Source organism: Pseudonocardia sp. (assembly GCF_050246655.1).
Classification (GTDB): Bacteria; Actinomycetota; Actinomycetes; order Mycobacteriales; family Pseudonocardiaceae; genus Pseudonocardia.
Map to the genome: position 1 here is coordinate 18,468 of NZ_JBFWVQ010000033.1, position 25,746 is coordinate 44,213.

Consider the following 25,746-nt stretch of genomic DNA (forward strand, 5'->3'; position numbering starts at 1 on the left):
GTACTGCGGGAGCTCGGCCAGAACCCCTCCTCGGGCAGCGTCGGGCCCGGTTACGGGCGGAGGCTTCGACACCGAGCCCGGGCAGCCTACGACGCCGCGGTGGGCGCGCACCACCGGGGAAAACGGTCAGGCTGCGGCCACCGCGCGCAGCACCGAGGTGAAGAGTCCGAGGCCCTCCTCGGAGGGCCCGAACAGCGGATCGATCGCGTGCTCGGGGTGCGGCATCAGGCCTACGACGCGGCCGTCCACCGAGGCGATACCGGCGATGTCGGCGAGCGAGCCGTTGGGGTTGCCGCCCGCGTAGCGGAACACCACGCGGCCCTCGCCCTCCAGCCGCGCGAGCGTGTCGGCGTCCGCGACGAAGCGGCCCTCCCCCGACTTGAGCGGCACCAGGATCTCCTGGCCCACCGCGTAGTCGCGCGTCCAGGCCGTGTCGGCGGACGCGACGTGCAGCCGCTGGTCCCGGCACACGAAGTGCAGGCCGGCGTTGCGCACCAGCGCGCCCGGCAGGAGGCCCGCCTCGCAGAGGATCTGGAAGCCGTTGCAGATGCCCAGGACCGGCAGGCCGCGCCCGGCGGCCTCGATCACCGACGTCATGATCGGCGCGCGGGCGGCGATCGCGCCGGCGCGCAGGTAGTCGCCGTAGGAGAAGCCGCCCGGGACGACGACGGCCCCGACCCCGCGCAGGCCGGTGTCGGCGTGCCACAGCGCCACCGGCTCACCACCCGCGTACCGGACCGCCCGCGCCGCGTCGACGTCGTCGAGCGTGCCGGGGAAGGTGATCACGCCGACCCTCATGGCGTCATCCTGACAAGCAGATGCCGCGCACTCATGCCCGCCGGACCGTCCAGTTCTCGATCACCGGGTTCGCGAGCAGGCTCCCCGCGATCCGGTGCAACGTCTCGTCGTCGACACCGTCCTCGACCTCCAGCTCGAAGTGCTTGCCCTGCCGAACGTCCGCGACCCCGGCGACGCCGAGGCGCGCGAGGGCCCGCGCCACGGCCTGACCCTGAGGATCGAGGATCTCCGGCTTGGGCATCACGTCCACCACCACACGCGCCACGGCGGAGAGCCTACGTTCCGGCCCAGGCGCGGACGGCGTCCGGGCGCTCTTCGCGCAGGTCGGAGTGTGCGGGCAGGCGCGGTGGTGGCGCCTCGGGTGGACGGCGGGTACTCGTCCGGGCCGGGTCGTAGGCTGCGCATGCAGCGGGGAGGTTGGGGTGCGGATCGATCTGAACTCCGATGTCGGCGAGTCCTTCGGCCGCTGGACGCTCGGCGACGACGCGGCCGTGCTCGGCGTCGTCTCGTCGGCGAACGTCGCGTGCGGGTTCCACGCGGGCGACCCGTCGACGCTGCGGCGTACGTGCACGGCCGCGGTCGAGCGCGGCGTCGTCGTCGGGGCGCAGGTGGGCTATCCGGATCTGGCGGGGTTCGGTCGCCGCTTCCTCGACGTCGAACCGCGCCAGCTCACCGACGACGTGGTCTACCAGCTCGGGGCGCTCGCCGGGATCTGCCGGGTCAGCGGCACGCGGGTGCGTTACGTGAAGCCGCACGGGGCGCTCTACAACGCGGTCGTGCACCACGAGGAGCAGGCCCGCGCCGTCGTCGCCGCCGTTGTCGAGTACGACCGCACGCTGCCGATCCTCGGGCTGCCCGGCTCGGCGCTGCTGCGTGCGGCCGAGGAGGCCGGGCTCGCGACCGTCCGGGAGTTCTTCGCCGATCGCGGCTACACCCCCGAGGGCACCCTGGTGCGGCGCTCGGAACCGGGAGCGCTGCTCGCGAATCCCGCCGCCGTGGCTGCTCGGGTGCTGCGGCTCGCGCGGGAGGGGGTCGTCGAGGCGGTGGACGGGTCGGTCGTGCCGGTGACCGCGGAGTCGGTGTGCGTGCACGGGGACTCGCCGGGGGCGGTGGCGATGGCCCGGGCGGTGCGGCAGGCGCTCGACGCGGCGGGCGCGGCGGTGGCGCCGTTCGTGTGAGCGCTGCGCGGCGGTCCGGTGGCGGCGTCGGTGCACGCGCGTCGCAATCCGTCCCGCACGCTCATCCCCCGGGCCGCGCCCTCATGCCGGCTCGCGTCATCACCCCCGGGCCGGCGTCTTCGGTGCCGGGGCGCCCGTAGCGGGCCGGGGGTGTGGGCGCCCGGGTTGTGTGCCTCGGCGGGTGCCCGCGTGCTTCGCAGGGGTGGCGTGCACCTCGCAGGGGTTGCGGTGCACCTCGCAGGGGTGGCGCGCGCTTCGCAGATGCTGCGGCCACTGCGAAGGATGTGCAGTCCCTGCGAGGAGGAGCTGCAGGGTCTCCGCCGAGGGCGCTCCTGGCTCAGTCGTGGACGCCCACCGCCCACCGCGGGCTCTCGGACGGCGGGGTAGCTGCGGGTGCCGGGGGCGGCGCACGATCGGCGGCCCGCGCACCCCGAGCCCGGGCCGCGCGCGCGAGCCCGGCGGCATGGGCGACGGGTGCGCTGCGCCGTGGGCCACGGAGGTCGTCGGGCCGGCCGACGGGGGCGAGGTCGCGAGGCGCGATACCCGGTGTCGGCAGCCGGGGGGCGGCGGGGCCGGTCGTGGGCCGAGGGCCGTCGTTGGCGGCGGTGGCGGGGATGGCCCCTCCCCCACGCGCACGCCCTCCCCGGCGCGCGGCGCCCCGCGCGAACGGCCCGTTTGGGCAAACCTATTTCCCGTACGTGCCGTTGGCGCGCACCAGACGTCCCGTCTGGGCCGTTCGCGCATCACGCGGGCCGCGGTGTCGCGATCTGCGTGAGGTCCGCCCGCCCCCGCAGCCGGGTGCGGCGCCCCGGCTTCCAGCGGTCGGCCTCGGCCGCCCCGCCGCTCTCCCGGGCCAGCTCCACGGCCTGCGCGGCCGCCGCGACCCGCCCGCGCAGCGACTTCGCGACGTCGGTCAGGCGCGCGGCCTCGTTGACCGGGTCGCCGATCACGGTGTACTCGTAGCGGCTCGGGTCGCCCACGTAGCCCGCCACCGCCGCGCCCGCCGACACCCCGATCCCGGCGTCGATCTCGGGCAGCTCGTCGGCGATCCGCCCGGCGAGGACCCGGGCCGCGGCGAGTGCGCGGCCCGCGGGATCCGGGTGCTCGACGGGTGCGCCGAAGACGGCGAGCGCGGCGTCGCCCTCGAACTTGTTGATCCACCCGTCGCAGGACTCCACGACCTCGACGACGACCGCGAAGAACCGGTTGAGCAGCGCGACCACCTCGGTCGGGGGCAGGCGGGCGGCGAGCGTCGTCGACCCGACGAGATCGACGAACAGGACCGCGACCCGCCGCACCTCACCGCCGAGCCGCACCTCCTCGGCCGCGGCGGCGACCGCCGCGACGTCGCGCCCGACCTGCCGGCCGAACAGGTCGCGGAGGCGCTCCCGTTCCCGCAGGCCCGCGACCATGTCGTTGAAGCCGGCCTGCAGCTGCCCCAGCTCGGTGCCGTCGTAGACGGGGACGCGGACGTCCAGGTCGCCGTCCGAGACCCGCTGCATCGCCGTGCGGACGTCGTCGACGGGGTCGGCGATCGCCCGCGCCGACGCCACCGTGATGACGAGCCCGCCGAGCAGGGCGATCGCGCCCACCACCAGCACGACGACGGCCAGCTGCCCGACCGGCACGTCCCCGTGGACCAGCGCGGCCACGCAGGCGACGAGCATGCCGGACAGAGGCGTCGCGGTGCCGACCGTCCAGAAGATCAGCGACCGCAGGGTGATGCCCGGGAGCCATCCGCGCCCCAGGGGCCGGCCGGCCAGCTCACGGGCGGCGCTGCGGCGCAGGATGCGCTCGGTGGCGAGGTAGGTCACCGCGCAGGCGCCGATCCCGCCCAGCAGCACCGTCTCCCCGACGACCAGCGCGAGCCGCACGGTGTGCCGGGCGTTCCACCCGGCGAACACCAGCACCGCGCCGGTCCACAGTGCGGCCTGGACGACCACCAGCCGCAGCGGACCGAACAGCACGATGTGGCGGCGGACGGCGGGGTCCTCGTCGCGGCGCAGGCGGAAGTTCCGCACCCCCCACGCCACCCCGACCGGTACCGCGACGAGGGTGTACGCACCGAACAGCAGGACGTTCTCGGCGAGGATCGCGCCGGGGCGCTCCAGCGGGCCGGTCGGCACGACCCACCCCGCGAGCACGAGGACGACCACCGCCGAGACGACGTTGATCAGCACGACCACGGCGGCCAGCGAGATCCGCACCGGCCGCTCCAGCACCCGCCGATCGCGGCCCTCGGCGGGCACGTCGGCTACCGGTTGACGCAGGTGTTGCCGAAGGCCGGGTTCAGCAGCCCGTCCGCGAACCCGTGACCGGCGGCCGTCCCGGCCGGCACCGGCGCCCCGGTGATGGCCGCGAGCACGATCCGACGCAGATCCATGGCGCCTCCCTCCGTGGTGGTCCGGCCTCAGGTGCCGACGACCCGCCCAACGAGGGGGCCGGGCAGGCGGTCATCGGGGACCGTCCGTTCGGGTGATGAGCAGGTCGTCGCGCGCAGGTGCATCCCGCGGCGGGCGGGCCCACCGTTCCCGGCATCCCGGCCGCGCCTCGGCCTTGCCGCCGCGGAAGGCGCCCTATCCTCGCCTCGTGGGCGGCGGGCCGGGCGGGCGGGTGACGCGCCCGCTGTGCCCGGTCCTCATCGGGCGCGACGCGGAGCTGCACCACCTGACCACCGCCCTCGACGAGGCGGCCCGCGACCAGGGCGCGGCGGTGATCCTGCGCGGCGAGCCCGGCATCGGCAAGACCCGGCTTGCCCGCGAGACCGTCGACGCCGCCCAGGTCCGCGGGATGCGAGTGCTGGTGGGCCGCAACGTGCAGCACGGCCAGGCGCCCTACCGACCCCTCACGGAAGCCCTCTTCGCCACCGCCCGCGCGGGCGCCCTGCCCGACACACCGGGGTTGCGGCCCTTCCGCCACGCGCTCGGCACGATCGTCCCGGACTGGCGGGACGAGAACGGGGCGGGCGACCAGTCGCCGGTCGTCATCGCCGAGGGCGTGCTCCGGCTGGCCCGGGCGCTGGGCGGGGACTCCGGGACGCTGCTCGTCGTCGAGGACCTGCACTGGGCCGACGCGGACACGCTCGCCGTCCTCGAGTACCTGGCGGACAACGTCACCGGCCTGCCGCTCGTGCTGCTCGCCACGCTGCGGCCGGATCCCTCGCCCGCCTCGGACCTCGTGACGCGGCTGGAGGTGCGCAGCGCCGCGTCGGTGATCGACCTGCAGCGGCTGGGGCCGACCGAGGTCGCCGCGATGGCGGCGGCCTGCGCAGAGGGCGCCGAGCTGCCCGCCGAGGTCGTCGACGCCGTGGGCGCGCGTTCGGAGGGGCTTCCGCTGCTGGTCGAGGAGCTGATCGCCGTCCCGGCGTCCGGGGTCTCGCAGGCGGTGCCGAGCACGTTCGCCGACGCCGTCGTGCGCAGGATGGAGGCGCTGCCCGCCGAGGCCACCCTCGTGGTGCACTGCGCCGCCGTGCTCGGGCGCCGATTCGACTGGCGGCTGCTGCCCGCGGTGACGTCCCTGTCCGAGGACCGGGTGCGCGACGGGCTGGCCGAGGCCGTCCGCGTCCAGCTGCTGATCACGGGCGTGGACCGCGACTTCCGTTTCCGCCACACCCTCACCCGCGACGCTGTCCTGTCCGCGCTGTTGCCACCCGCCCGGGTCGCGCTGGCGCGCCGCGCGGCGCAGGCCGTCGAACGCGACGGCGGCCCCGGCAGCGACGACACCCGCGTCATGTTGGCGGCCGATCTGTGGTGCGCGGCGGGCGAGCCCGACGTCGCAGCGGGCAGGCTGGTGGCGGCCGGCAGGCGGGCGCTCGACCGCGGCGCACTCGTCATGGCCGAACGGCTGCTCGAACGTGCCCGCACCCTCGCGACCGGCGACGAGCGGATCCGCACCGAGGCGGCCGAGGCACTGACCGAGGCACTCGCGCTCGCCCCGAAGCTGGACGACGCGCTCACCGCCGGCGCCGAAGCGCTCGCGCTGCTCGACGCCCACCGCGCGCCGACGGACCGGCGCGCCCGCCTGCACCTGCTGCTGGCCCGGGCCGCCGACGCCGCCACCCGCTGGCCGTTGGCCGGCGAACACCTGGCACAGGCCGCCGCCCTGGCGGCCGACGAGCGCCTGCGCACCGCCGTCGACGCGCTCGCGGCGCACGTCGCGATGGGCGAGCGCCGCCACGACGACGCCGAGCGCCTCGCCACCCGGGCCGTCGACGCCGCCCTGCGGATGGACCTGCCCGAGGTCGCCTGCGAGGCGCTGGAGGTGCTCGGCCGCCGCGAGCGGCTGCGCGATCTCGGCCGCGCCGAGGTGATCTTCGCTCGGGCCAGGACCCTCGCGGACGACCGCGGCCTCGTGCTGTGGTCGATGCGCGCACTGCACGAGCTGGGCACGATCGACATGCTGCGCAGCTCGTCGCCCACGCGCCTCGAGCTGGCCAGCGACCAGGCCTACCGGGCGGGCGCGCTCTCCCTGGCGGCGACGGTCGACCTGCAGCTCGCGGGCCTGCACGCGTACCTGTTCGAGATCGACGCCGCGCTGGAGGTCGGAACGCGCACCGCGGAGGTGGCGGGGGCACTGGGCCTGACCGAGGTGCACGTCGGGGCACTCCTGCAGCTCGGCTTCGCCCACGCGATCGCGGGCCGGCGCACCGAGATGGAGGACGCCGTCGAGGCAGCGTTGCGCCTGGCCGGGGAGCAGCCCGAGCCCGTGGCGTGGGCGTGGGGGCACGTCCGCGCCACCGCGTCCCTGCTGGCCGAGGACCGGGCCCGCGCGCGGGAGGAGCTGGCCGTTGCGCTGCGCTGGGCGCAGCGCTCCGCCGCGGTCACGACGACGTTCACGGCGCTCTCCGCCCTCCTGCGCGTCGTCGACGGTGCCGGTCAGGACGCGGTCGACGACGTGCGCGACGTGACCGGCGCCCAGGTCATCACGATCAACCAGGCGGTGCTCGAACTCGCCGAGGCCGCGCTGGCCGCGCGCGCCGGGGACCGCGACGGCGCCGGCGCGCGCGCCGCCGCGGCCGAGAGCGTGCTGCGCCGGATCCGGATGGACGGCTGGCGGCACCTGACGCTGCGGCTGCTCGCCGAGCCCGCGCTCGACGGCGGATGGGGCGAACCGGACCGCTGGCTCGCCGAGGCGATGGAGTTCTTCTCCGGCACCGGCCACGACCGGGTCGCCACCGCGTGCCGCGACCTGCTCCGCCGGTCGGGTCGTGCCGTCCCTCGCCCGTCGGACGTCCCGGAGCGGCTGCGGTCCGCCGGGATGACCGGGCGCGAGGCGGAGGTGCTCGGCCTGCTCGGCGAGCGCCTGTCGAACCGGGAGATCGCCGAGCGCCTCTACCTGTCCCCGCGCACCGTCGAGAAGCACGTCGAACGGCTGCTCCAGAAGACCGGACTGCGTACGCGCGGCGAGCTGGGGCGGTTGGCCCGCGACACGCGTACGTAGCCCGCCGCGCCGGGTTACGTGGTCTTCCCCGATCCCGGCGGGGCCCGCGGCGCGGATCGTGCTCCTCGTCACGCGAGGAGGACCCATGACGACCACGACGTCACCGCCGGTCGAGGAACTGCGGATCGCCGGCACCGTGCTCACCCCCGCCACCCCCGGTTACGACGAGGCGCGCCGGGTCTGGAACGGTGCGATCGACCGGCGCCCCGCCGTGATCGCCCGCTGTACCACCGCCGCCGACGTCGTCGCGGCCGTCGAGTTCGCCCGCCGCAACGGCCTGCCGATCGCGGTCCGCGGCGGCGGCCACAGCATTCCCGGCCTCTCCGTCTGCGACGACGGCCTCGTCGTGGACCTGAGCCCGATGAAGGGCATCGCCGTCGACCCGGACGCCCGGACGGTGACCGCCGGGGCCGGGGTGGTGTGGGCCGAGCTGGACGCCGCGACCCAGGAACACGGCCTCGCCGTCACCGGCGGCGAGATCTCCGACACCGGCATCGCCGGGCTCACCCTCGGCGGCGGCTACGGCTGGCTCAAGCGGACCTGCGGCCTGACGTGCGACAACCTGGTCTCCGCCGAGGTCGTGACGGCGGACGGGCGGGTCGTGCTGGCCGGCGCGGACTCCCACCCGGACCTGTTCTGGGCGCTGCGCGGCGGCGGGGGCAACTTCGGGGTCGTCACCCGGTTCACCTACCGGCTGCACGACGTCGGCCCGATGCTCTACGGCGGCGCGGTGGTCCATTCCGCCGAGCGGGCGGCGGACGCCCTGCGCTTCCTGCGCGACCTCGCGCCACGGGTGCCCGACGAGGTGAGCCTGATGGCCGCGCTGGTCGTGGCCCCGCCCGCCCCGGAGTTCCCGGCGCAGCTGCACGGCGAACCGGTCGTGGTGATCGGCGCCGCGTACCACGGCTCCCTCGGCGACGGGCAGGAGGCGCTGCGCCCGGTGCGCGAATTCGCACCGCCCGCGGTCGACCTGCTCGGGCCGATCCCGTACGTGGCGCTGCAGCAGATGGTCGATGCGTTCACCCCGCGCGGGCTGCACTACCACGTCAAGTCCGAGTGGCTCGCGGACCTGCCCGAGGACGTCGTCGACGGGCTCGTCGCGCAGCACCTCGCACGCACCTCACCGCTGAGCCAGATCCTCGTCCACCAGATGGGCGGTGCCCTGGCCCGCGTGCCGCGCGAGGCCACCGCCTTCGCCTACCGCGACGCCCCGTTCGTGCTCAGCGTGATCGGCGCGTGGCAGCCGGCGGAACCTGCGGGACCGCACGTCGCGTGGACGCGCCGGACCTGGGCAGCCGCCCAGCCCGCCTCGCTCGGCGCCTCCTACGTCAACCACCTCGACACCGACGACGGCGAGGAGCGCGTGCGCGCCGCGTACGGGCCCGCGACGTACGACCGGCTCGTCGCGGTCAAGACGGCGTGGGACCCGGACAACACCTTCCGGCTCAACCAGAACATCCGACCTGCCCAGACCAGCGAAGGAGATCCGTCATGATCCGCACGCTCGCCGCAGCGGCCGCCCTCGCCGCCGCGCTCGGCCTCACCGGGTGCACGGTCCAGACCACCCGCACCGTGGACGAGGCGCAGATCGAGCAGGCCGTGTCCGACCGCCTGAACGACCTCGTCGGGCAGCGCCCCGACGCCGTCGACTGCCCCGACGACCTCACGGGCGTCGTCGGCACGATGCTGCGCTGCTCGCTCACCGACGGGGCGGACCGCTACCCCGTCGACGTCACCGTCACGAGCGTCGAGGGCGACACCGTGAACTTCGACTTCGCCGTCGCCGACCAGCCCCTCGCGTGAGCCGCTGAACCACGACAAGGAGCACTCCGATGATCACCGTCCCCCGCACCGCGCCCCGGCCGATCGCCCCGGAGACCTGGCTGATCCACAACGTGGCGCCGACCGGTCCCGGCTACATCGCGGCGAACTCGCTGCTCGTCCTCGGCGACGAGCCCGTCATCGTCGACACCGGGGCGCCCGTCCACCGGGACCAGTGGCTGGAGCAGGTGTTCTGCCTCGTCGAGCCGGAGGACGTGCGCTGGATCTTCCTGTCCCACGACGACGGCGACCACACGGGCGGCCTGCTCGACGTCCTCGACCGGTGCCCGTCCGCCACCCTGGTGACGAACTTCTTCACGGTCGAACGCCTGCGGCTGGAGATGCCCGAGCTCCCGCTGGACCGGATGCGCTGGCTCGAACCCGGCGACTCCTTCGACGCGGGCGACCGCCGGATGCGGCTGATCCTGCCGCCGATCTTCGACGGCCCCACGACCCGCGGCCTCTACGACGAGCGCAGCGGGGTCATGTGGGCGGTGGACTCGTTCGCCTCGCTCCTGCCGGGGCCGGTCCACGAGCGCGCGGACGTCCCGGACGGTCTGTACGACGAGACGTTCGCGCTGTTCAACAGCCTGGTCTCGCCGTGGCACCAGTTCCTCGACCCCGTGCGCTACGGCCGCCACGTCGACTCCGTGGCCGCACTGCGCCCCGAGGTCGTGGCCAGCGCCCACGGGCCGGTGCTCACCGGACGGGCCGTGGACGACGCCTTCGACCGGGTGCGGGCGCTCGCCGGGCGGCCGCGGATCATGGGTCCCGACCAGGCCGCCCTCGACGAGATCGTCGCCGCCGCGACCGACGTGGCCGCCTGACGTGGTCGGGCATCCGATCGTGGCCGTGGTGCGGATCGCGGCCGCGGCCGTGATCCTCGCCGCGCTGTGGCTCGCCGGCTCCGCGACCTGGGACGCCGCCGTCCTTGCGGTGCGTGGCGAGCCGCGCGAGGGCACCGTCGTCGCCGTCACGCACACGTCCTGGGCGCGGGCCGACCGCGTCGAGGTCGCCCTGCCGGGCGGCGAGCGGGCCACCGTCCACACCCCGCGCAAGGACCTCGCCGCGGGCACGCCGGTCGCGCTCGTGGTCGATCCTGACGACGGCTCGCGGGCGGCCCTCGCGGGCGACGGGTGGCCGTGGCGGCAGACCGTGCTGCCGCTGCTCGCGGTGCCGGTCGCGCTGGTGTTCGCGTCGAACGTGCGGCCCGGTGGGTTGCGGGGAGCGGGCGGGAGGCACGTCCCCCGACCGGACCCGTCGAGCCCGTCGGACTGAGAGCCACATCACAATCCGGTCACGGACGGAACACGGGTCGGACCGGCTCGCCTTCTCCGTCGAGTGACGACACCGCCCACCGTGCTCACCCGTGGTGAGCGGTTCCGCCTCATTCTGCTGCTCGGCTCCCTCATCGCGCTGGGCCCGCTGACGATCGACACCTACCTCCCCGCGCTCCCCGCGATCACCGGCGACCTCGCCGCCTCACCCGCGGCCGTCCAGCTCACGCTCACGGGGACGCTCGTCGGGCTCGCCGTGGGTCAGCTGCTCATCGGGCCGCTCTCCGACACCTACGGCAGGCGCGGGCCGCTGCTGATCGGCATGGGCGTGCACGTCGTCGCGTCCGTGCTGTGCGCGCTCGCGCCGAGCATCGCCGTCCTCGGCCTGCTGCGGGTCCTGCAGGGCGCCGGGGCCGCGGCGGGCAGCGTCGTCGCGATGGCGATCGTGCGCGACCTCTTCACCGGACGCGCCGCCGCCACGCTGCTGTCCCGGCTCATCCTCGTCATGGGCGTGGCGCCGGTCGTCGCCCCCGCGCTCGGCGGGGAGATCCTGCGGTACGGGTCGTGGCGCTGGGTGTTCGCGGTGCTCGCCGCGATCAGCCTGCTGCTGATCCCGCTCGTGTGGTGGCTGCTGCGCGAGACGCTGCCGCCCCAGCGGCGCCGCCCTGCCGGGTTCGGCGCGATGGCGCGGACGTCGCTGTCCCTGCTGCGCGACCGCGTGTTCCTCGGGCTCGTGCTGGTCGCGGGCCTGGCCTTCTCCGCGCTGTTCGCCTACATCGCCGGCTCCAGCTTCGTGCTCCAGGAGGCGTACGGCCTGTCGGAGCAGGCGTTCGGGCTGCTGTTCGGGGTCGGCGCGTTCTGGCTCATCGCCGCGACGCAGCTCAACGCCTACCTGCTGCGCCGGACCGAGCCGCGCACCCTGCTGCCCGTCGCGCTCGGCGTGGGCCTGCTCGCCTCGGTCGCGCTCGTCGCCACGGCCGTCACCGGCTTCGGCGGCCTCGCCGGGTTGCTGATCCCGCTGTGGACGGTGCTCGCCGCGCTCGGCCTGGCCATCCCGAACGCCCCCGCGCTCGCCCTGTCCCGCCACGGGGAGGCCGCCGGGACCGCCGCCTCGCTGCTCGGCGCCGCGAACTTCGGCATCGGCGGCATCGTCTCGCCGCTGGTCGGGGCGCTCGGCAACGACGCCGTCGCGATGGCGGGGATCATGGCCGCGCTCATGGCGCTGTCGCTGGCCGTCCTCCTCGTCGTCGTCCGGCCGTGGCACCTCGCGGACCTGGACGCGGAACTGGATCCCGGGCGACCGCCAGCCACGGCAGGAAGGCCTGCGTGAGCGGCCCGATCGCCATCGCGAAGATCACCGTGCCAATCCCGACAGTGCCACCGAGCAGCCATCCCGTCCCCAGCACGGAGAGCTCGATCGCGGTCCGCACCAACCGGATCGACCCGCCCGTCCGCGCGGCCAGACCGGTCATGAGCCCGTCGCGAGGGCCCGGCCCCAGCCGCGCGCCCACGTACGCCGCGGTCGCCACGCCGGTGAGGGCGACCCCGCCCATCATCAGGGCCACCCGGGCGGGCCACCCCTGCGCGGCGGGGATCAGCGCCAGCGCGGCGTCCACGACCAGCGCGATCACCACGACGTTCGCGACCGTGCCCACTCCGGGCCGCTGGCGCAGCGGGATCCACAGCATCAGCACGACGGCCCCCGTCACCGCGGTGACGGCGCCGAAGCTCAGGGACGTCTGCCGGGTCACACCCTCGTGCAGCACGTCCCACGGCTGCAGCCCCAGCCCGCTGCGCACCTGCATGGCCATGCTCGTCCCGTAGAGCGCGAGGCCCGCGAACAGCTGCGGCAGGCGGCGCCACGGGGCGTGCCCGACGGGCAGGGGCTGGAGGTCGACGGGGGCCACGGCTCCATCGTCAGGTGGTCGGGACGGGGCACCGATGGCCAATCCGGAGCGGGTGGCGGGTGGGGCGCGTCGGGGTGCGCATGCCGGTGCGGCCGGTACGGCCGGTGCGGCCGGTTGGCGCACGCCCGCGCCCGCTCGGCGGCGGCACGGTGACCCGCGGGGTTGACCCCGGCGGGCTGGACCCCGCGGACCGGCGCACCGCCCGCGCCGTTCCCGCCGCTGGCACATCTGTTCCGGCGCCCGTGTCGTGTTCCGGCGCCACTGTCGCGAGCTGCCCGCGGAACCCGGCCAGGTGCACCCGTCCCGGCTGCTCGCACACATGTTCCTGCGCCGCTGTCGTGTTCCGGCGCCCCGGTCACGAGCGGCTCGCGGCGCCCCGGCCGAGTGCACCCGTCCCGGCCCGCTCGCACAGATGTTCCGGCGGCCGCACAGAGCCAACGGCTGCGGCACACACCGCCGGCGGTGTGTGTCACCACCGCCGAGTGTGTGCCATCGCTCCAGCATGTGTGCGAGCGCCAGGCCGGGCTCGCCCGACGGGCTGCAGCTGACCGGACAGGCCCGACCCCGCGGATCTGCGGGGCAGCGGCCGGCGGACGGTGGCGCGCATCGGCGTGCAGACCGGCGTGCAGACCGGCGTGCAGACCGGTGTGCAGAGCGGCGTGCAGAGCGGTGTGCAGAGCACTGGACCCCCGCACCGTCACCGGTGGCAGAGTGTGGTCCGTGGTGATCCGTCGACTGCTGCTCCCGCTTGTGGTGCTCCTGCTGCTGGCGTGGCCCGGGATCGCCCTCGCCGACCCGCCGCAACGCCTCGACTCGGACATCGTCGACCGGGCCGGCGCGCTCACCGGCGACGACACGGCGCAGATCCGCAAGGCGCTCGACGCCCTGCGCGCCGAGACCGGGATGCAGCTCTTCGTCGTGTTCGTGGGCAGCTTCGACGGCGCCACCGGACAGGAGTGGGCCGACGACTCCGCGCGGCTCTCCCAGCTCGGCCCCCGCGACGTGCTGTTCGCCGTCGCCGTCGAGGACCGCGCCTACGGCCTCTCCGTCGACACCGACCTCCCCGTGGACCAGCGGTCGCTCGACGACCTCATGAGCCGCGACGTCGAGCCCCGCCTCGCCGTCGGCGACTGGGCCGGGGCCGTCGTCGCCCTGGCCGAGGGGCTGGCGCGCGGCGGCGCCGCCAGCGGCGGGGCGGGCGGCTCGAGCGCGACGCCGTGGATCGTCGGGGGCGCGATCGCCCTGGCCGGTGGGGCGTACGTGCTGCGACGACGGCGGCGGGCCAGGGCGGGCGCAGAGGCCGCGGGCCACGGGCCTCCGCAGGCACCCGACGAGCACGCCGGAGTCTCCACCGAGGATCTCGGCTACCGCGCGAGCAGTGCCCTGCTGGAGCTCGACGACGCGGTCCGCACGTCCGAACAGGAGCTCGACCTCGTCCGCGCGCAGTTCGGCGAGGAGGCGGTCACCGGGTTCCGGGCCGCGCTGGACGCGTCCCGCGCCGATCTCGTCCGCGCGTTCGGCGTGCGCCAGCAGCTCGACGACGAGATTCCCGAGGACGAGCCCACCAAGCGGGCGATGCTCGCCGACATCCTGCGCACCTGCGCCGCCGCCGACGCCCGCCTCGACGAGCAGGCCGAGGACTTCGACCGGCTACGCGACCTCGAACGCACCGCCCCCGACGTCGTCGCCCGGCTCGGGCCCGCCGTGGACGCCGTCGCGGCCCGCGTCCCCGAGGCCCAGCAGCAGCTCGCGACCCTGCGTGCCGCCTACGCGGCGGGCGCGCTCGGTACGGTGCCCGACGACGTCGAGCGGGCCCGTGACCTCATCACCGCCGCCCGCACCGAGACGACCGAGGCGCAGGCCGAGCTCGCCGCCGGGAAGCGCGGGGAGGCGGTCGTGTCGGCCCGCGCCGCCGAGGAGGCCACCGCGCAGGCCGGCACCCTGCTCGGCGGCGTCGGCCGGCTGGCCGACGAGCTCGCCGAGGCCGGGGCGCGGATCGCCGATGCCCGCGCCGAGGTGGCGGCGGACCTGGCCGAGGCACGCGCGCTCGCCGGCGGCAGCGCGGCCGACCTGCGCGCCGCGGTCGCCCGCGCCGAGGCGGGGATCGCCGCCGCGGACGGCGACCTGGCCGCCCCGCTTCCCGACCCGCTCGCGGCGCTGCGCCGGCTCACCGAGGCCGCGAGCCAACTCGACACCGCGCTCGCCGCCGCCCGGGAGCAGCGCGAGCGCGACGAGCGGGCCCGCGCGGCGCTGGACGGGGCGCTCCTGGCTGCACGGTCGGCCGTCGCCGCAGCGTCGGACTTCGTCGCCACCCGTCGCGGCGCCGTCGGCAGCGAGGCCCGCACGCGGCTCGCCGAGGCCCAGCGCCACCTCGACATCGCCACCGGCCAGGCCGCGTCGGACCCCGTCTCCGCGCTCGCCGCGGCCCAGCGGGCGGACGCACTGGCCCGGGAGGCGCAGCAGCGGGCCGAATCGGACGTCGCGCGCTGGTCCGCGCCGCCCGCGCCCGGCCGGGGCGCGGGGACCGCCATCGACCTGGGCAGCCTCGTCCTCGGCGGCATCCTCTTCGGTGACGACCGCGGCCGCGGGGGCGCGTTCGGGCGTGGCTCCGGAGGCTGGGGCGGGGGCGGCCGGGGCGGGTTCTCGCCGGGCAGCTTCGGCGGTTCGGGCACCCGGGGCCGCCGCGGCACGGGTGGCCGCTTCTGACCCCGGACCCGCGAGGCGAGGCCCCGTCAGGGCGACCGGAAGTCGTCCGGCGACACGTCCTCGATGAACTCCCGGAACGCCGCCACCTGCCGGTCCGCCGGCTCGTGGATGTCCACGCCGTTGGGGAACATCTCCGACACGCGCTGGCCCACCTCGTCGAGGATCTCGTCGGCGACCGCGATGGGCAGGCCGTCGCGGACCGCGATGGCGAGCGCGTCACTGGGCCGGGCGGCGAGGCGGGTGTCCTGGTCGAAGACGAGGGCGGCCTTGAAGACGCCGTCCTCCAGCGCGGTGATCTCGATGCCCTCCAGGCGGCGGCCAAGGGCCTGGACGGTCGGGACGATGAGGTCCTGGGTGAGGACCTGGTCGTCGTCGGCCCGCGGGCCCGTGGCGATCACGTCGGCCTGGGGCTGGCGGAGGAACACCGGAAGGCAGCGGTCCCCGTCCTCTTCGGCGAGGACGAGCACGGGCTCACGGGTGCGCGCGTGCACGATCACCTTGAAGACCTTCATGGGGCGCATCAGCACCTCGTTTCGCCGGGGCCTGCACCAGTGTTGTGCACCGTGACGGTCACGTACAGCCGTGGCCGGGGAACTGGCCCGGTTCGGCGGGGGCACCGCAGGGCTATCGGCGCGGTGACGTCACCGATTCGTCACGGGTTCGGCCCGCGGGCGGGGCCGCAGCAGGCGAGGATGCCCCGGTGACCACGACATCGCCCGCAGGCCTCGATCACGCGGGGCCGATCCACCCGACGGGTAGGCGGGCGGCGTTGGCCGGGGTCCTGGCCGTCGCGGCGGCACTCGGCGTGGGCCAGCTCGTGGGAGCGATCGTGTCGCCGAGCTCGTCGCCGTACCTGGCGGTGGCGGACGCCGTGGTGCGGATCTCGCCGCAGTGGCTGGTGGAGTTCGCGACGTCCACGTTCGGGACGGCGGACAAGCTCGTGCTGCTGGTCGGGATGGCGGTGGTGCTCGGGCTGGTCTCGGTCGGGATCGGGCTCGCGGGCCGCCGCGACGAGACGCGGGCGGTGTACGGGATCGTCGCGCTCGGGGCGGTCGCGGTGGTCGCCGTGGTCACGGCGCCGACGTTCGGGCCGCTGGACCTGCTGGCCCCGGCGGCGGCGATCCTGACGGGCACGTCGGTGTACCGGCTGCTGCACGGGCTCGGCACGGCGGCGGGCGGGCCGTCGGACCCGCAGCGGCGCAGGTTCCTGCGGGCGTCCGTGCTCACCGGCGCGGGCGCGGTCGCCGCCGCGGGGATCGGCCGGCTGCTGGGTGGATCGCCCGGTGGCGGCTCTGCGGGGTCGCGGGCGGCGGTGACGCAGGCGCTACGGGCCGCGCGGATCGCCCGGTCCGCGCCGCCGATCCCGGCGGGCGCGGCGTTCGTCGCGGAGGGCACGCCCCCGTTCGTGACGCCCAACGCGGACTTCTACCGGATCGACACCGCGCTGCGCGTTCCCAACCTGTCGGCCGAGGACTGGACGCTGCGCATCCACGGCATGGTGGACCGCGAGATCGAGCTGACCTTCGCCGACGTCCTGGCGCGGCCGCTGGTCGAGCGGGTCGTGACGCTCGTGTGCGTCTCGAACGAGGTGGGCGACGAGTACATCTCGACGGCGGTGTTCACCGGCGTCGACCTGCGGGCCCTGCTCCTGGAGGCGGGCGTGCAGCCGGGGGCGGACCAGGTGCTCTCGACGAGCACGGACGGCTGGACGGCCGGCACCCCCACCGACGTCCTGCTGGAGCCGGACCGGGGCGCGCTGCTCGCGATCGGCATGAACGGCGAGGCGCTGCCCGCGGAGCATGGGTTCCCGGCCCGGCTGGTGGTCCCGGGTCTGTACGGGTTCGTCTCCGCGACGAAGTGGGTCACCGAGCTGGAGCTGACGACGTTCGCGGCGGCGGAGGGTTACTGGCAGCCGCGCGGCTGGTCACGGCTCGCCCCGGTGAAGACCCAGTCGCGGATCGACTTCCCGCGCCGGTTCCGGACGGTGCCCGCGGGGCGCGTCCCGATCGCGGGCATCGCGTGGTCGCAGCCGGACGGGATCAGCAGGGTCGAGGTCCGGGTGGACAGTGGCCCGTGGCAGGAGGCCGAGCTGGCGACGGACGTCGGCGGCGACACGTGGCGGATGTGGCGGGCGTTCGTCCAGGTGCCGCCCGGGGACCACATGGCGCAGGTGCGGGCGACGAACAGCCTGGGTATCACGCAGATCGAGGACTACACCTCGCCCGCGCCGGACGGGGCGACGGGCTGGCACAAGGTGGCCTTCTCCGCACGCTGACCGCGCGCCGGCGTTTCCGCGCACCGCCGGTCGGGGTACCTCGGGCTGGACCCTTCGGACCCACCGGCGAAGGAGCATGGGTGGACACGAGCAGGAAGATCCAGGTCAGCAAGGTCATCGGGGCCCCGGCGGAGGACATCTTCGCGGTCCTCGCCGACCCGAACCGGCACACCGAGGTCGACGGAAACGGGATGGTGCAGGGTCCCGAGGGGGACTCCCCGCCCCTGGGCGGCATCGGGCAGGTGTTCGTGATGCGCATGCACCGGCCGGAGCTCGGCGACTACCGGATGGTCAACTCGGTGACGGCCTTCGTCCCCGGCGCCCGCATCGGGTGGGCACCGACGCTGGACCCGGACTGCGAGGCCGCGGCGAAGCTCGGCGACATGGAGGCCACCGGGCACACGTACACGTTCGACCTCCGCCCGGTCGATGGCGGCACCGAGGTCACCGAGACCTACGAGTGGATGGCGGTCAAGGACGAACGGTTCGCCGTGCTGCTCCCCCTGGTGTCGGCCGAGCAGTTGGAGAGCGGCCTCGACAAGCTGGCCGCGGCCGTCGGGTAGCGGCTCTGTCGGGGCGGCCCGGCGGCGGGGACCGCTGCCGGGCCGGCACCCAGGGGGTGGAACACGTGTGCGAGCGTTGGCGGGGGCGCGGCGGTGCGGCCACCCCACGGGCGATGGAACACATGTGCGAGCGCTGGCACACACCCGGAGCAGGTCACACACACCGCCGGCGATATGTGCAAGCACCACGAGCCATGTGCGAGCACCGCGGGGTGTGTGCGGGCGGTGGCACATGTGTGCGAGCGCGGCGAGGGGGCGGGCGAGCGCCGCGGGGTGTGTGCGGGCGGTGGCACATGTGTGCGAGCGCGGCGAGGGGGCGGGCGAGCGGCGCGGGTGCAGATAGGCTCGGCAGAGGTGCCGTGCCGCCACTGAGCGCCGCGGGCCACCGGCGCCGCGCGGGTGCCGCCACCGAGCGCCGCAGGCGGGACGCGGCCCACCCCGGACGCGGGCCACGGGCCACATGTGCGAGCGCTGGCACACACCCCGAGCTGGTCGCACACACCGCCGGCGGTATGTGCGAGTACCCCGAGCCATGTGCGAGCACCGCGGGGCGTGTGCGGGCGGTGGCACATGTGCGCGAGCGCGCCGGGGGCGGGCGAGCGCCGCCGGATGCCGACGGGCGCCGCAGGGGCGCCGCCACCGAGCGCCGCGGGCGGGACGCGTGCCACGGGCGATGGATCATATGTGCGAGCGCTGGCACACACCACGAGCTGGTCACACACACCGCCGGCGGTATGTGCGAGTACCGCGGGTGTGTGCGGGCGGTGGCACATGTGTGCGAGCGCCGCGGGGCGTGTGCGGGCGGTGGCACATGTGTGCGGGCGCGGCGGGGGTGGGCCACCGAGCGCCGCGGGGGTGCCACCACCGAGCACCACGGGGCCCCGGCTGCCAACCGCGAGCAACGGAACACCTGTGCGAGCGCTCGAACACCTGCCCGAGTGGCACCCCGACCCGTCGACACCGCCCGGACGAAGGCTCAGATGAGGCCCTGCCGGCTCGCGGCGTAGACGGCGGCGGCGCGCCCGGGGGCGTCCAACCGCCGCATGATCTTCGCGAGGTGGAACTTCACGGTGCCCTCGGAGACGGTGAGGGCGCCCGCGATGTCCCGGTTGGACATGCCACTGGCGAGCAGCCGCAGCACCTCGAGCTGGCGACCGGTGAGCGCCTGCTCGGGGGGTGGCGCAGCCGGCGTCGACGCGCGCAGCAGCGCCTCGCTGCTGCGCCGGTCCAGCGTGCGGCGACCCGCTGCGACCGCCCGCACGCCGCTGACCACCTGGTCGAGCGTCGCGTCCCGGCCGAGGTAGCCGGTGGCCCCGGCGTCCAGCGCGGCGAGGACGCAGCGTTCGTTGTCCACGGGGCCGAGGACCAGGACCCGGCTGCCACGACTGCGGGCGACCACGTCGCGGCACACGTCGATGCCCACGGGCCGTCCGGCCAGTCGGATGGTGGGATCGAGGAGTACGACCGTGGGCCGCAGCCGCTCGACCAGGGCGGGCGCCTCGGCGGCGGACCCGGACTCGCCGACGATCCGCAGGTCCGGATGCCGGGCGAGGGTGGCACGCATGCCCTCGCGCCACACGGCGTGCTGGTCGACGACGACCACCCGGACCGAGCCCGCGATCACGCCCCGTCGGCAGGTGTGGCCCGGCGCTGCCGGCGAGGCGGCCATGGGGACTCCGCGAAGTCTCGAGGGGGACGGCGGCCGGGGAGCGACGCCCGGTGACCGTGACGTGGCGGAGAGCATACGAGGCCGGGATCGCGGCTCGCGACGGACCGTGAGAACGAGGCGCCCGATGGCCCCTCGACAGTGGATGAACGGGAAACCGGTTGATCCATCGACACGTTCCGTGTCCGCAAGGCCGGGATGCGCCACAGCGGGTGCGCGGGACGCCGCTCCACGCAGCGGAGGGACCGCCCGCCGGTCCCGGCCCGATCAGCGGGCGTCCGGGGGCGGCAGCGCGGCCCCGCTGTCCTCGTCGCCTGCCGGGGCGATGCTCTCCCCCTGCGGCAGCAGGCCCGTCTGGGCACAGAGATTGCGCCCGAACGCGGTGAGCTCGATGCTGCGACGCACGGTCACCCCCCGGCCGGCGAGGGCGAGCGCCTCCTCGACCTCCTCCTGCGCCTCCAGGACGTCGTAGACGCTCTGCTCCGGGAGTGCCTCGCGGGAGAACCAGATCAGGCCGAGCCGGAAGAGGTTGTTGAGGTAGGCGGGCACGCGCTCGACGTCCTGGCAGCCCGCATACCGGCCGATCATCGTGATTCCCTGCTTCACCAGCGTGCTGCCGACGCCGAACGGGCGCCGGGTGCGGACGTCGACGGCGGGCTGCGGACCGGCGTGCGCGAACAACCGCAGGATCCGCGCCTCGTCGGGGGCCAGCTCGGAGAGCAACCGCAGGTAGGCGGGGTGCGGGTGGTGGGTGTAGGTGAGGTCGGCCGAGGCGTCGAGCAGGGCGGCGAGACGGTCCGGGAGGCTGATCTCCCCGTTGCCGTCGGGGCGGGCCGGGACGCGGCGGCGCAGCGACTCGGGCATCGGGTCCGCGTCGGCCACCCCGAGCAGGTCGCGCGCCACCTGCCGGGCCTCGCGGACGACCTCGTCCACGATGGTCTGCGGGGGACGCCCCGAGATCGCGCCCCGCACGACCATCCCGCCGAACCTCGCGCCGGTCTCGATCGTCCACCGGTTGGTGCGCCACCACACGCCGCCGGCCGCGCGCACGACGTCGGGCAATGCCCGCACGACGGCGCTCGCGGGTGCCTCGCCGAGGACGCCGTCGCCGAGCCAGCGCAGCCGGTCGAGGAGGCCGGGATCGGGCTTGCCGGCATCGGTCCCGGGGTCGGTCACGTCAGGCGCCGAACACGATCAGGTGCACCCCGCCGGCCAGGACGCCGAGCACCGCACCGTGCAGGATGAGCAGCCACTCGTCCTCCTTGATGGCCGAGCGGAGCATCTCGGCGAAGTCATGGGGATCCATCGCGCGGGTCTTCTCCGCGACGAGGGCGCGGATCCTGGCGCTCTGGCGCCGGTTGAACTCCTCGTCGAGCAGCGCACTGCTGGCCAGCGCCGTCGCCTCGGTGCCGGCCTGCTCGGAGACGGTGTCGTAGGTGCGCGCGCCCAGCGCCACGCGCACGGGCAGGCGGGCATAGCCGACGGCCCGGTCCACGACCGGCTGCATGAGCCGCTCGATCATCTTGCGGGTGCGGTCCCCGCGCGGGCCGTGGAACAGCTCATAGCCGATGTTCTGCAGCGACACGATGCGCTCGGCGATGATCCCCGCCCAGACCTCGGCGACCTCGTTCTGGCGCCGGATGAACAGCCCCTGGATGCGCAGCGGGCCGATCGTCACGGGCCTCACCGGCTCGAAGATCACGGCGATGGCGAGCCAGTTCGTGACGTAGCCGATGACCGCGCCGCAGACCGGGACGATCCACCAGACCGGGTAGGCGATCGTGAGCAGCACGAGCGGGATCCCGAGGAGGAACCCGAAGACGAACCCGAAGTGCGTGATCAGCGTGAGCTCACGGCGGCCCATCTCCTGGAAGATCAGGTTGGCGAGGGTGGGGTCCTCCTCCATGTAGCCGATGACCATCAGCTTGACGTCGAGGAGCTGGTCGATGCTGACCCCGATGTCGCGGGTCAGCCCGTGGACGATCCCGGGCAGCTGCGCCTCGACGCGGGCGTGGACCTGGGGCGCACACCGGGCGGGAGGTTGGCCCACACCGTCGGGTAGTGGCGGCGCATGAGCCGGTCCACGATGCGCTCGATCTCGTCGCGGGAGGTCGAGAGGATGTGGTCGGCGATCGCCTCGGGGTCGAGCTGCTCGTAGAACTCCGCGGTGGTGCCGAGCTTGGTGAGGCCCTTGTCGACGGCGATGCTGCCCATCTTCGCCGCGCGCGAAGGGATGATCCCCTGCCAGCCGATGCACCCGCGCTGCAGCCCGAGTGGCACCTCCAGCACCTTGCGGGGCAGGAACTGGGCGACGGTGCGCAGGCCGGGGACCCGGACGCCCCGGAACCGCACGGGGTGGAAGAGCATCCAGACGCCGGACCAGTTCGTGACCCAGCCGATGACACCGGTGAACAGCGGCACGGAGATGTGCGCGACCCACCCGTCGGCGTGCACGAGCGGGAAGATCCACCAGAGCTGGTGGGGACTCCCGGCAAGCGTCGCGGCGAGCGGGCTGAGCTCCACGGGCCACTCCACTCCATCCCGCGACGCGACCGCGGTGTCGCCGGCTCCGACCGGATCACCGCGCGCCCCTCCGGTCGGTCAGGGTGCCGCACATCATGGCAAACGGGTCTCGTTGCGTACACCCGTACAGACCTCGACGAACACCCCTTTTCGCGCAGCTCCGGCAGCCCGTGTGGGTGGTCGGACGCCCGGCGTTCGGCCCGGTTCGTTTGCGCCGGACGGAGTTGCGGGTACCGATGGCTCGTGACCGATGGGATACGGACGGTGGTCGCGGCGCTCGCCGCGGCCGACGTCGCCGACGCGATCCGGCGGATGCCGGGCCTGCGCCGGGCCGTCACGCTGGCGGAACGGAACCGCCCGGCCGCAGGGGACTGTCCGTGCCCGCGGTGCGGGCGCGCGCGGGAGTCCGGCTCCGGGGAGCGGCCCTCGGGCGGCTGATCAGCCGAGCGCGCGCTCCAGCAGGTAGCGGCGCTCCGGCAGGCTGAGCGTGCGCTCCGCCGCCCGGCGGTAGTGCACGCGGGCCTCGTCGTGGCGGCCCGCGCGGTCGAGCAGGTGTGCGCGGACGGCGTCGAGGCGGTGGTGGCGGGCCAGTGCGGGGTCGTCCGCCGCGGCGTCGAGCTGGAGCAGGCCGATCTCGGGCCCGCGCACCTCCGCGACGGCGACGATCCGGTTGAGCGTCACCATCGGCCCGGGCGCGAGGGCCGCGAGCAGCTCGTAGAGACCCAGGATCTGGCGCCAGTCCGTGTCCTCGGCGCGGCGGGCTTCGGCGTGGACGGCGGCGATCGCGGCCTGCAGCTGGTACGGCCCGGGGACGGCGGTGGCCAGGGTGGCCTCGACGAGCGCGGTGCCCTCGGCGACGGCGGCGGGGTCCCAGAGCGCGCGGTCCTGGCGGTCCAGCGGGACGAGGGCACCGTCGGGACGGGTGCGGGCGGCGCGGCGGGCATCGGTGAGCATCATCAGCGCGAGCAGGCCCGCGACCTCGCCCTCACCGGGCAGTGCGGCGTGCAGCGCGCGGGTGAGCCGGATCGCCTCCCCGCTGAGCTCCACCCGCGCGAGCTGCGCGCCGGAGCTCGCCGTGTGCCCCTCGGTGAAGATCAGGTAGAGGACGCCGAGGACGGCGGGGAGCCGGGCCGTGCGCTCGTCGGTGTCCGGCTCGGTGAAACGGGCGCCGCTCGCCCGGATGCGCGCCTTCGCCCGGCTGATCCGCTGTGCCACCGTGGCGTCCGGCACGAGCAGCCCGCGGGCGATCTCGGCCGTGGTGAGCCCGCCGACGGCCCGCAGCGTGAGCGCCACCTGCGCCGGCGGGGTGAGCACCGGATGGCAGCACAGCCACAGCAGCGTGAGGGTGTCGTCGCAATCCGGCACCGGGCCGGGCGCCGGGAGCGCGACGTCGGCCTCCTCCCGGCGCCGCCGGGCCGCGTCGGAGCGCTGCGCGTCGGTCAGCCGCCGGGACGCGACCGTGACGAGCCACCCGACCGGGTTGGCGGGCAGCCCGTCGGCGGGCCAGGCCAGCGTCGCGGCGAGCAGCGCCTCCTGGACGGCGTCCTCGCACTCGTCGAAGCGGCCGTGGCGGCGGGTGAGCACGCCGAGCACCCGCGGCGCGCTCTCCCGCAGCAACGCCTCGATCACCGCGGGCTCACTCCTCGCCGCCGAGGTTCAGCACCGGTCGCACCTCGACGAGCCCCCAGATCGCGTCGGGCACCTTCGCGGCGATCTCGACGGCCCGCTCCCCGGAGGTGCAGTCGACGAGGTAGAAGCCGGCGAGATACTCCTTGACCTCGGCGAACGGGCCGTCCGTCGTCGACGTGACACCGTCGCGGACGGTCACGCGCTGCGCCGTCGCGGGATCGGCGAGGCCGTCGGAGACCACCAGCTCCCCGGTGGCGATCAGCTCGTCGGTGAGCGCCATGTGCCCGCGGCCGAACTCCTCGCGCTGGGCCTCGGTGAGGCCCTGCCAGCGGGCCAGGAACTCGGGGTTGGAATGGACGAGGATCAGGTACTTCACGGCTGGCCTCCGGATCGTCGGCGGACATCGTCTCCGTCCCTGTGTCGAGACCCGGGCCGCGGTCTCGACACAGGGGTGCCCATCGACGAACAGGAGACCCCATCATGACCGCCGTGACCGCACTGGACCGCACCTTCACCGCCGAACTGCAGCGCAGCTCCGCCCCGGGCGGCTGGACGTTCGTCGTCACGGACTGGACCGCGGAGTTCTTCGGCACCCGGGGGCTCGTGAAGGTCACGGGCACCGTGGACGGGCGCCCGTTCCGCAGTTCGTTCATGGCGCTCGGCGACGGCAGGCACAAGCTGCCGGTGACGAAGGCGCTGCTCGCGGCGATCGACAAGCAGCCGGGCGACACCATCACCGTCCACCTGACGGAGCGGCGGTGACCGCGCCCGTCCTCGGCATCGCGGTCGGAGCCGCCGCGGTGGCCGCGTTCCTGCTCAGCGGCGCGTACTACCTGCTGGTCGGCGGGCGGCTCGCGGAGCTCGCCCCGGCCTACGCCCACCCGCGCCCGGCCGCGCTCACGGCCGCGGTGGAGCTGGCGCGCAACATCGTCCTCGCCCTCGTCGTGACGTGGCTGACGGCCGGGCTGGGAATCGGCGCCGCGCTGCTGACAGCGCTCGCGCTGTGGGTGGCGTTCCCGGTGGTGCTGCTGGCCGGGGCGGTGTTCCACGAGCGCGTGCCCGTGGCGCTCGCCGCGATCCACGCCGGGGACTGGCTAGTCAAGCTGCTCGCGATCGCCGCGCTCGTGACGTGGGCACGCCAGGCGGGCGGCGTCTGACGGCCGCCTCGGAACGGCACCCGGGCTTCCGCTCAGTGGAAGGCCCTGCCCTCCGGACGGGGTGCGGGCTGCCTAGGCTCCCGCCGTGACCGACCCGACGCAGGCCGAGATCAGCGCCGAGATCGCTGCGGCGTCCGCGGTCCCGGGGCACCCGCGCCTGGACTACCCCCCGTACCGCAGCAGCCTGCTCCGCCATCCCCACCACGCGCTGGTGGCGGTGGATCCCGAGGCCGCGGAGCTCGCCGCGCCGGTGTTCGGGACCCGCGACGTCGCCGCCGGGGAGTCCGACCTCACCGCCGGCTGGGCGGGCGACCCGATCGGCGAGCGGATGACGATCACCGGGCGGGTGCTCGACGCGCACGGCCGCCCCGTCGCGGGCCAGCTCGTCGAGATCTGGCAGGCCAACGCCGCGGGCCGCTACCGCCACGCAGGCGACCGCCATCCGGCCCCGCTGGACCCGAACTTCTCCGGCACCGGCCGCTGCCTCACCGGCTCCGCGGGGGACTACACGTTCACCACGGTCAAGCCCGGTCCGTACCCGTGGCGCAACCACCGCAACGCCTGGCGGCCGGCGCACATCCACTTCTCGCTGTTCGGCACCGCGTTCACCGAACGGCTGGTCACGCAGATGTACTTCCCTGGCGACCCGCTGATCCCGCTGGACCCGATCCTCTCGTCGGTGACGGACGCGACGGCGCGCGCGCTGCTGATCGCCACCTACGATCACGACCGGTCCGTACCCGAGACGAGCACCGGATACCGCTGGGACATCGTGCTGGGAAGGACGTGGGCACAGTGAGCACAGGG

General features: G+C 75.2%; 26 protein-coding genes. 14 read left to right on the forward strand and 12 right to left on the reverse strand.

Annotated features, from left to right (window positions below; genetic code table 11):
• Positions 1-126: 126 nt before the first annotated feature.
• Together purQ and purS are read right to left on the reverse strand one after the other, a co-directional pair.
• On the reverse strand, positions 127-798 hold the full coding sequence (gene purQ / locus AB7J25_RS13225) for a phosphoribosylformylglycinamidine synthase subunit PurQ (RefSeq protein ID WP_428508657.1): 672 nt from the start codon (positions 796-798) through the stop codon (positions 127-129).
• A gap of 31 nt (positions 799-829) precedes the next feature.
• Positions 830-1,063: a phosphoribosylformylglycinamidine synthase subunit PurS gene (purS, locus tag AB7J25_RS13230; RefSeq protein ID WP_428508659.1), complete on the reverse strand. Its 234-nt coding sequence runs from the start codon at positions 1,061-1,063 to the stop codon at positions 830-832.
• A gap of 157 nt (positions 1,064-1,220) precedes the next feature.
• On the opposite strand from purS, the gene AB7J25_RS13235 reads away from it, so the two are divergent.
• The gene (locus AB7J25_RS13235) at positions 1,221-1,976 is read left to right on the forward strand and encodes a LamB/YcsF family protein (protein WP_428508661.1); all 756 of its coding nucleotides are present in this window, start codon (positions 1,221-1,223) and stop codon (positions 1,974-1,976) included.
• A gap of 743 nt (positions 1,977-2,719) precedes the next feature.
• On the opposite strand, the gene AB7J25_RS13240 is transcribed toward AB7J25_RS13235, so the two are convergent.
• Positions 2,720-4,225 carry an adenylate/guanylate cyclase domain-containing protein gene (locus AB7J25_RS13240; protein ID WP_428508663.1) on the reverse strand — a complete coding sequence of 502 codons (1,506 nt, stop codon included), beginning with the start codon at positions 4,223-4,225 and terminating at the stop codon, positions 2,720-2,722.
• 5 nt (positions 4,226-4,230) lie between these two features.
• Positions 4,231-4,359 (reverse strand): hypothetical protein, encoded by a 129-nt coding sequence (locus AB7J25_RS13245; RefSeq protein WP_428508665.1) that lies wholly within the window; start codon positions 4,357-4,359, stop codon positions 4,231-4,233.
• A gap of 206 nt (positions 4,360-4,565) precedes the next feature.
• On the opposite strand from AB7J25_RS13245, the gene AB7J25_RS13250 reads away from it, so the two are divergent.
• The 6 genes from AB7J25_RS13250 (at position 4,566) to AB7J25_RS13275 (ending at position 11,843) form a co-directional block, all read left to right on the forward strand.
• The gene (locus AB7J25_RS13250) at positions 4,566-7,415 is read left to right on the forward strand and encodes a helix-turn-helix transcriptional regulator (protein ID WP_428508667.1); all 2,850 of its coding nucleotides are present in this window, start codon (positions 4,566-4,568) and stop codon (positions 7,413-7,415) included.
• 85 nt (positions 7,416-7,500) lie between these two features.
• Positions 7,501-8,910: an FAD-binding oxidoreductase gene (locus tag AB7J25_RS13255; RefSeq protein WP_428508669.1), complete on the forward strand. Its 1,410-nt coding sequence runs from the start codon at positions 7,501-7,503 to the stop codon at positions 8,908-8,910.
• On the forward strand, positions 8,907-9,218 hold the full coding sequence (locus tag AB7J25_RS13260; RefSeq protein WP_428508671.1) for a DUF4333 domain-containing protein: 312 nt from the start codon (positions 8,907-8,909) through the stop codon (positions 9,216-9,218). Before AB7J25_RS13255 ends, AB7J25_RS13260 begins: the two co-directional genes overlap by 4 nt.
• 29 nt (positions 9,219-9,247) lie before the next feature.
• Positions 9,248-10,063, forward strand: a complete 816-nt coding sequence (locus tag AB7J25_RS13265; RefSeq protein ID WP_428508673.1) for an MBL fold metallo-hydrolase — start codon at positions 9,248-9,250, stop codon at positions 10,061-10,063.
• 1 nt (position 10,064) lies between these two features.
• Positions 10,065-10,514, forward strand: coding sequence for a hypothetical protein (locus tag AB7J25_RS13270; protein WP_428508675.1), 450 nt, complete (start codon positions 10,065-10,067; stop codon positions 10,512-10,514).
• 63 nt (positions 10,515-10,577) lie between these two features.
• Complete coding sequence (locus AB7J25_RS13275) at positions 10,578-11,843, forward strand: multidrug effflux MFS transporter (protein ID WP_428508677.1); 1,266 nt, start codon at positions 10,578-10,580, stop codon at positions 11,841-11,843.
• Here AB7J25_RS13275 and AB7J25_RS13280 read toward each other — a convergent pair.
• A complete protein-coding gene (locus AB7J25_RS13280; RefSeq protein WP_428508679.1) occupies positions 11,728-12,420 on the reverse strand; it encodes a YczE/YyaS/YitT family protein in 693 nt (230 codons plus the stop codon). The genes AB7J25_RS13275 and AB7J25_RS13280 overlap by 116 nt on opposite strands.
• A 720-nt stretch (positions 12,421-13,140) precedes the next feature.
• Between AB7J25_RS13280 and AB7J25_RS13285 the strand changes: the two genes are divergently transcribed.
• Complete coding sequence (locus AB7J25_RS13285) at positions 13,141-15,126, forward strand: TPM domain-containing protein (RefSeq protein WP_428508681.1); 1,986 nt, start codon at positions 13,141-13,143, stop codon at positions 15,124-15,126.
• A 26-nt stretch (positions 15,127-15,152) separates the two neighbouring features.
• Here AB7J25_RS13285 and AB7J25_RS13290 read toward each other — a convergent pair whose 3' ends face one another.
• On the reverse strand, positions 15,153-15,647 hold the full coding sequence (locus tag AB7J25_RS13290; RefSeq protein WP_428508683.1) for a bifunctional nuclease family protein: 495 nt from the start codon (positions 15,645-15,647) through the stop codon (positions 15,153-15,155).
• 179 nt (positions 15,648-15,826) lie between these two features.
• Here AB7J25_RS13290 and AB7J25_RS13295 point away from each other — a divergent pair, with 179 nt between their 5' ends.
• Positions 15,827-17,401, forward strand: a complete 1,575-nt coding sequence (locus AB7J25_RS13295; RefSeq protein ID WP_428508685.1) for a molybdopterin-dependent oxidoreductase — start codon at positions 15,827-15,829, stop codon at positions 17,399-17,401.
• An 80-nt stretch (positions 17,402-17,481) separates the two neighbouring features.
• On the forward strand, positions 17,482-17,964 hold the full coding sequence (locus AB7J25_RS13300; RefSeq protein WP_428508687.1) for an SRPBCC family protein: 483 nt from the start codon (positions 17,482-17,484) through the stop codon (positions 17,962-17,964).
• A 976-nt stretch (positions 17,965-18,940) separates the two neighbouring features.
• Here the strand turns inward: AB7J25_RS13300 and AB7J25_RS13305 are convergent.
• The 4 genes from AB7J25_RS13305 to AB7J25_RS13320 form a co-directional block, all read right to left on the reverse strand.
• On the reverse strand, positions 18,941-19,633 hold the full coding sequence (locus AB7J25_RS13305) for a LuxR C-terminal-related transcriptional regulator (RefSeq protein WP_428508689.1): 693 nt from the start codon (positions 19,631-19,633) through the stop codon (positions 18,941-18,943).
• A 264-nt stretch (positions 19,634-19,897) separates the two neighbouring features.
• The gene (locus AB7J25_RS13310) at positions 19,898-20,806 is read right to left on the reverse strand and encodes an Abi-alpha family protein (protein WP_428508691.1); all 909 of its coding nucleotides are present in this window, start codon (positions 20,804-20,806) and stop codon (positions 19,898-19,900) included.
• Position 20,807: 1 nt separating this feature from the next.
• A complete protein-coding gene (locus tag AB7J25_RS13315; protein ID WP_428508693.1) occupies positions 20,808-21,680 on the reverse strand; it encodes a DUF445 domain-containing protein in 873 nt (290 codons plus the stop codon).
• Positions 21,599-22,153, reverse strand: a complete 555-nt coding sequence (locus AB7J25_RS13320; protein ID WP_428508695.1) for a hypothetical protein — start codon at positions 22,151-22,153, stop codon at positions 21,599-21,601. Before AB7J25_RS13320 ends, AB7J25_RS13315 begins: the two co-directional genes overlap by 82 nt.
• 243 nt (positions 22,154-22,396) lie before the next feature.
• Here AB7J25_RS13320 and AB7J25_RS13325 point away from each other — a divergent pair, with 243 nt between their 5' ends.
• Positions 22,397-22,591 (forward strand): hypothetical protein, encoded by a 195-nt coding sequence (locus tag AB7J25_RS13325; protein WP_428508697.1) that lies wholly within the window; start codon positions 22,397-22,399, stop codon positions 22,589-22,591.
• Here AB7J25_RS13325 and AB7J25_RS13330 read toward each other — a convergent pair whose 3' ends face one another.
• Together AB7J25_RS13330 and AB7J25_RS13335 are read right to left on the reverse strand one after the other, a co-directional pair.
• Positions 22,592-23,779 carry an RNA polymerase sigma factor gene (locus tag AB7J25_RS13330; protein WP_428508725.1) on the reverse strand — a complete coding sequence of 396 codons (1,188 nt, stop codon included), beginning with the start codon at positions 23,777-23,779 and terminating at the stop codon, positions 22,592-22,594.
• Between the two features lie 10 nt (positions 23,780-23,789).
• Positions 23,790-24,158, reverse strand: coding sequence for a YciI family protein (locus AB7J25_RS13335; RefSeq protein WP_428508699.1), 369 nt, complete (start codon positions 24,156-24,158; stop codon positions 23,790-23,792).
• Between the two features lie 104 nt (positions 24,159-24,262).
• Between AB7J25_RS13335 and AB7J25_RS13340 the strand changes: the two genes are divergently transcribed.
• The 3 genes from AB7J25_RS13340 to pcaH all read left to right on the forward strand — a co-directional run bounded on the left by AB7J25_RS13340 (position 24,263) and on the right by pcaH (position 25,738).
• The gene (locus AB7J25_RS13340) at positions 24,263-24,544 is read left to right on the forward strand and encodes a DUF1905 domain-containing protein (protein WP_428508701.1); all 282 of its coding nucleotides are present in this window, start codon (positions 24,263-24,265) and stop codon (positions 24,542-24,544) included.
• Entirely contained in the window at positions 24,541-24,939 is a 399-nt protein-coding gene (locus tag AB7J25_RS13345; protein WP_428508703.1) for a DUF1761 domain-containing protein, read from the forward strand. The genes AB7J25_RS13340 and AB7J25_RS13345 overlap by 4 nt, the downstream gene beginning before the upstream one ends.
• A gap of 85 nt (positions 24,940-25,024) precedes the next feature.
• The gene (pcaH, locus tag AB7J25_RS13350; RefSeq protein WP_428508705.1) at positions 25,025-25,738 is read left to right on the forward strand and encodes a protocatechuate 3,4-dioxygenase subunit beta; all 714 of its coding nucleotides are present in this window, start codon (positions 25,025-25,027) and stop codon (positions 25,736-25,738) included.
• Positions 25,739-25,746 lie beyond the last annotated feature (8 nt).

Coding starts and splice junctions, on each gene's coding strand:
- AB7J25_RS13260 (WP_428508671.1), top strand. CDS start 8,907: ATGATCCGCACGCTCGCCGCAGCGGCCGCCCTCGCCGCCGCGCTCGGC.
- AB7J25_RS13265 (WP_428508673.1), top strand. CDS start 9,248: ATGATCACCGTCCCCCGCACCGCGCCCCGGCCGATCGCCCCGGAGACC.
- AB7J25_RS13245 (WP_428508665.1), bottom strand. CDS start 4,359: ATGGATCTGCGTCGGATCGTGCTCGCGGCCATCACCGGGGCGCCGGTG.
- AB7J25_RS13305 (WP_428508689.1), bottom strand. CDS start 19,633: ATGGCCGCCTCGCCGGCAGCGCCGGGCCACACCTGCCGACGGGGCGTG.
- purQ (WP_428508657.1), bottom strand. CDS start 798: ATGAGGGTCGGCGTGATCACCTTCCCCGGCACGCTCGACGACGTCGAC.
- AB7J25_RS13340 (WP_428508701.1), top strand. CDS start 24,263: ATGACCGCCGTGACCGCACTGGACCGCACCTTCACCGCCGAACTGCAG.
- AB7J25_RS13290 (WP_428508683.1), bottom strand. CDS start 15,647: ATGCGCCCCATGAAGGTCTTCAAGGTGATCGTGCACGCGCGCACCCGT.
- AB7J25_RS13255 (WP_428508669.1), top strand. CDS start 7,501: ATGACGACCACGACGTCACCGCCGGTCGAGGAACTGCGGATCGCCGGC.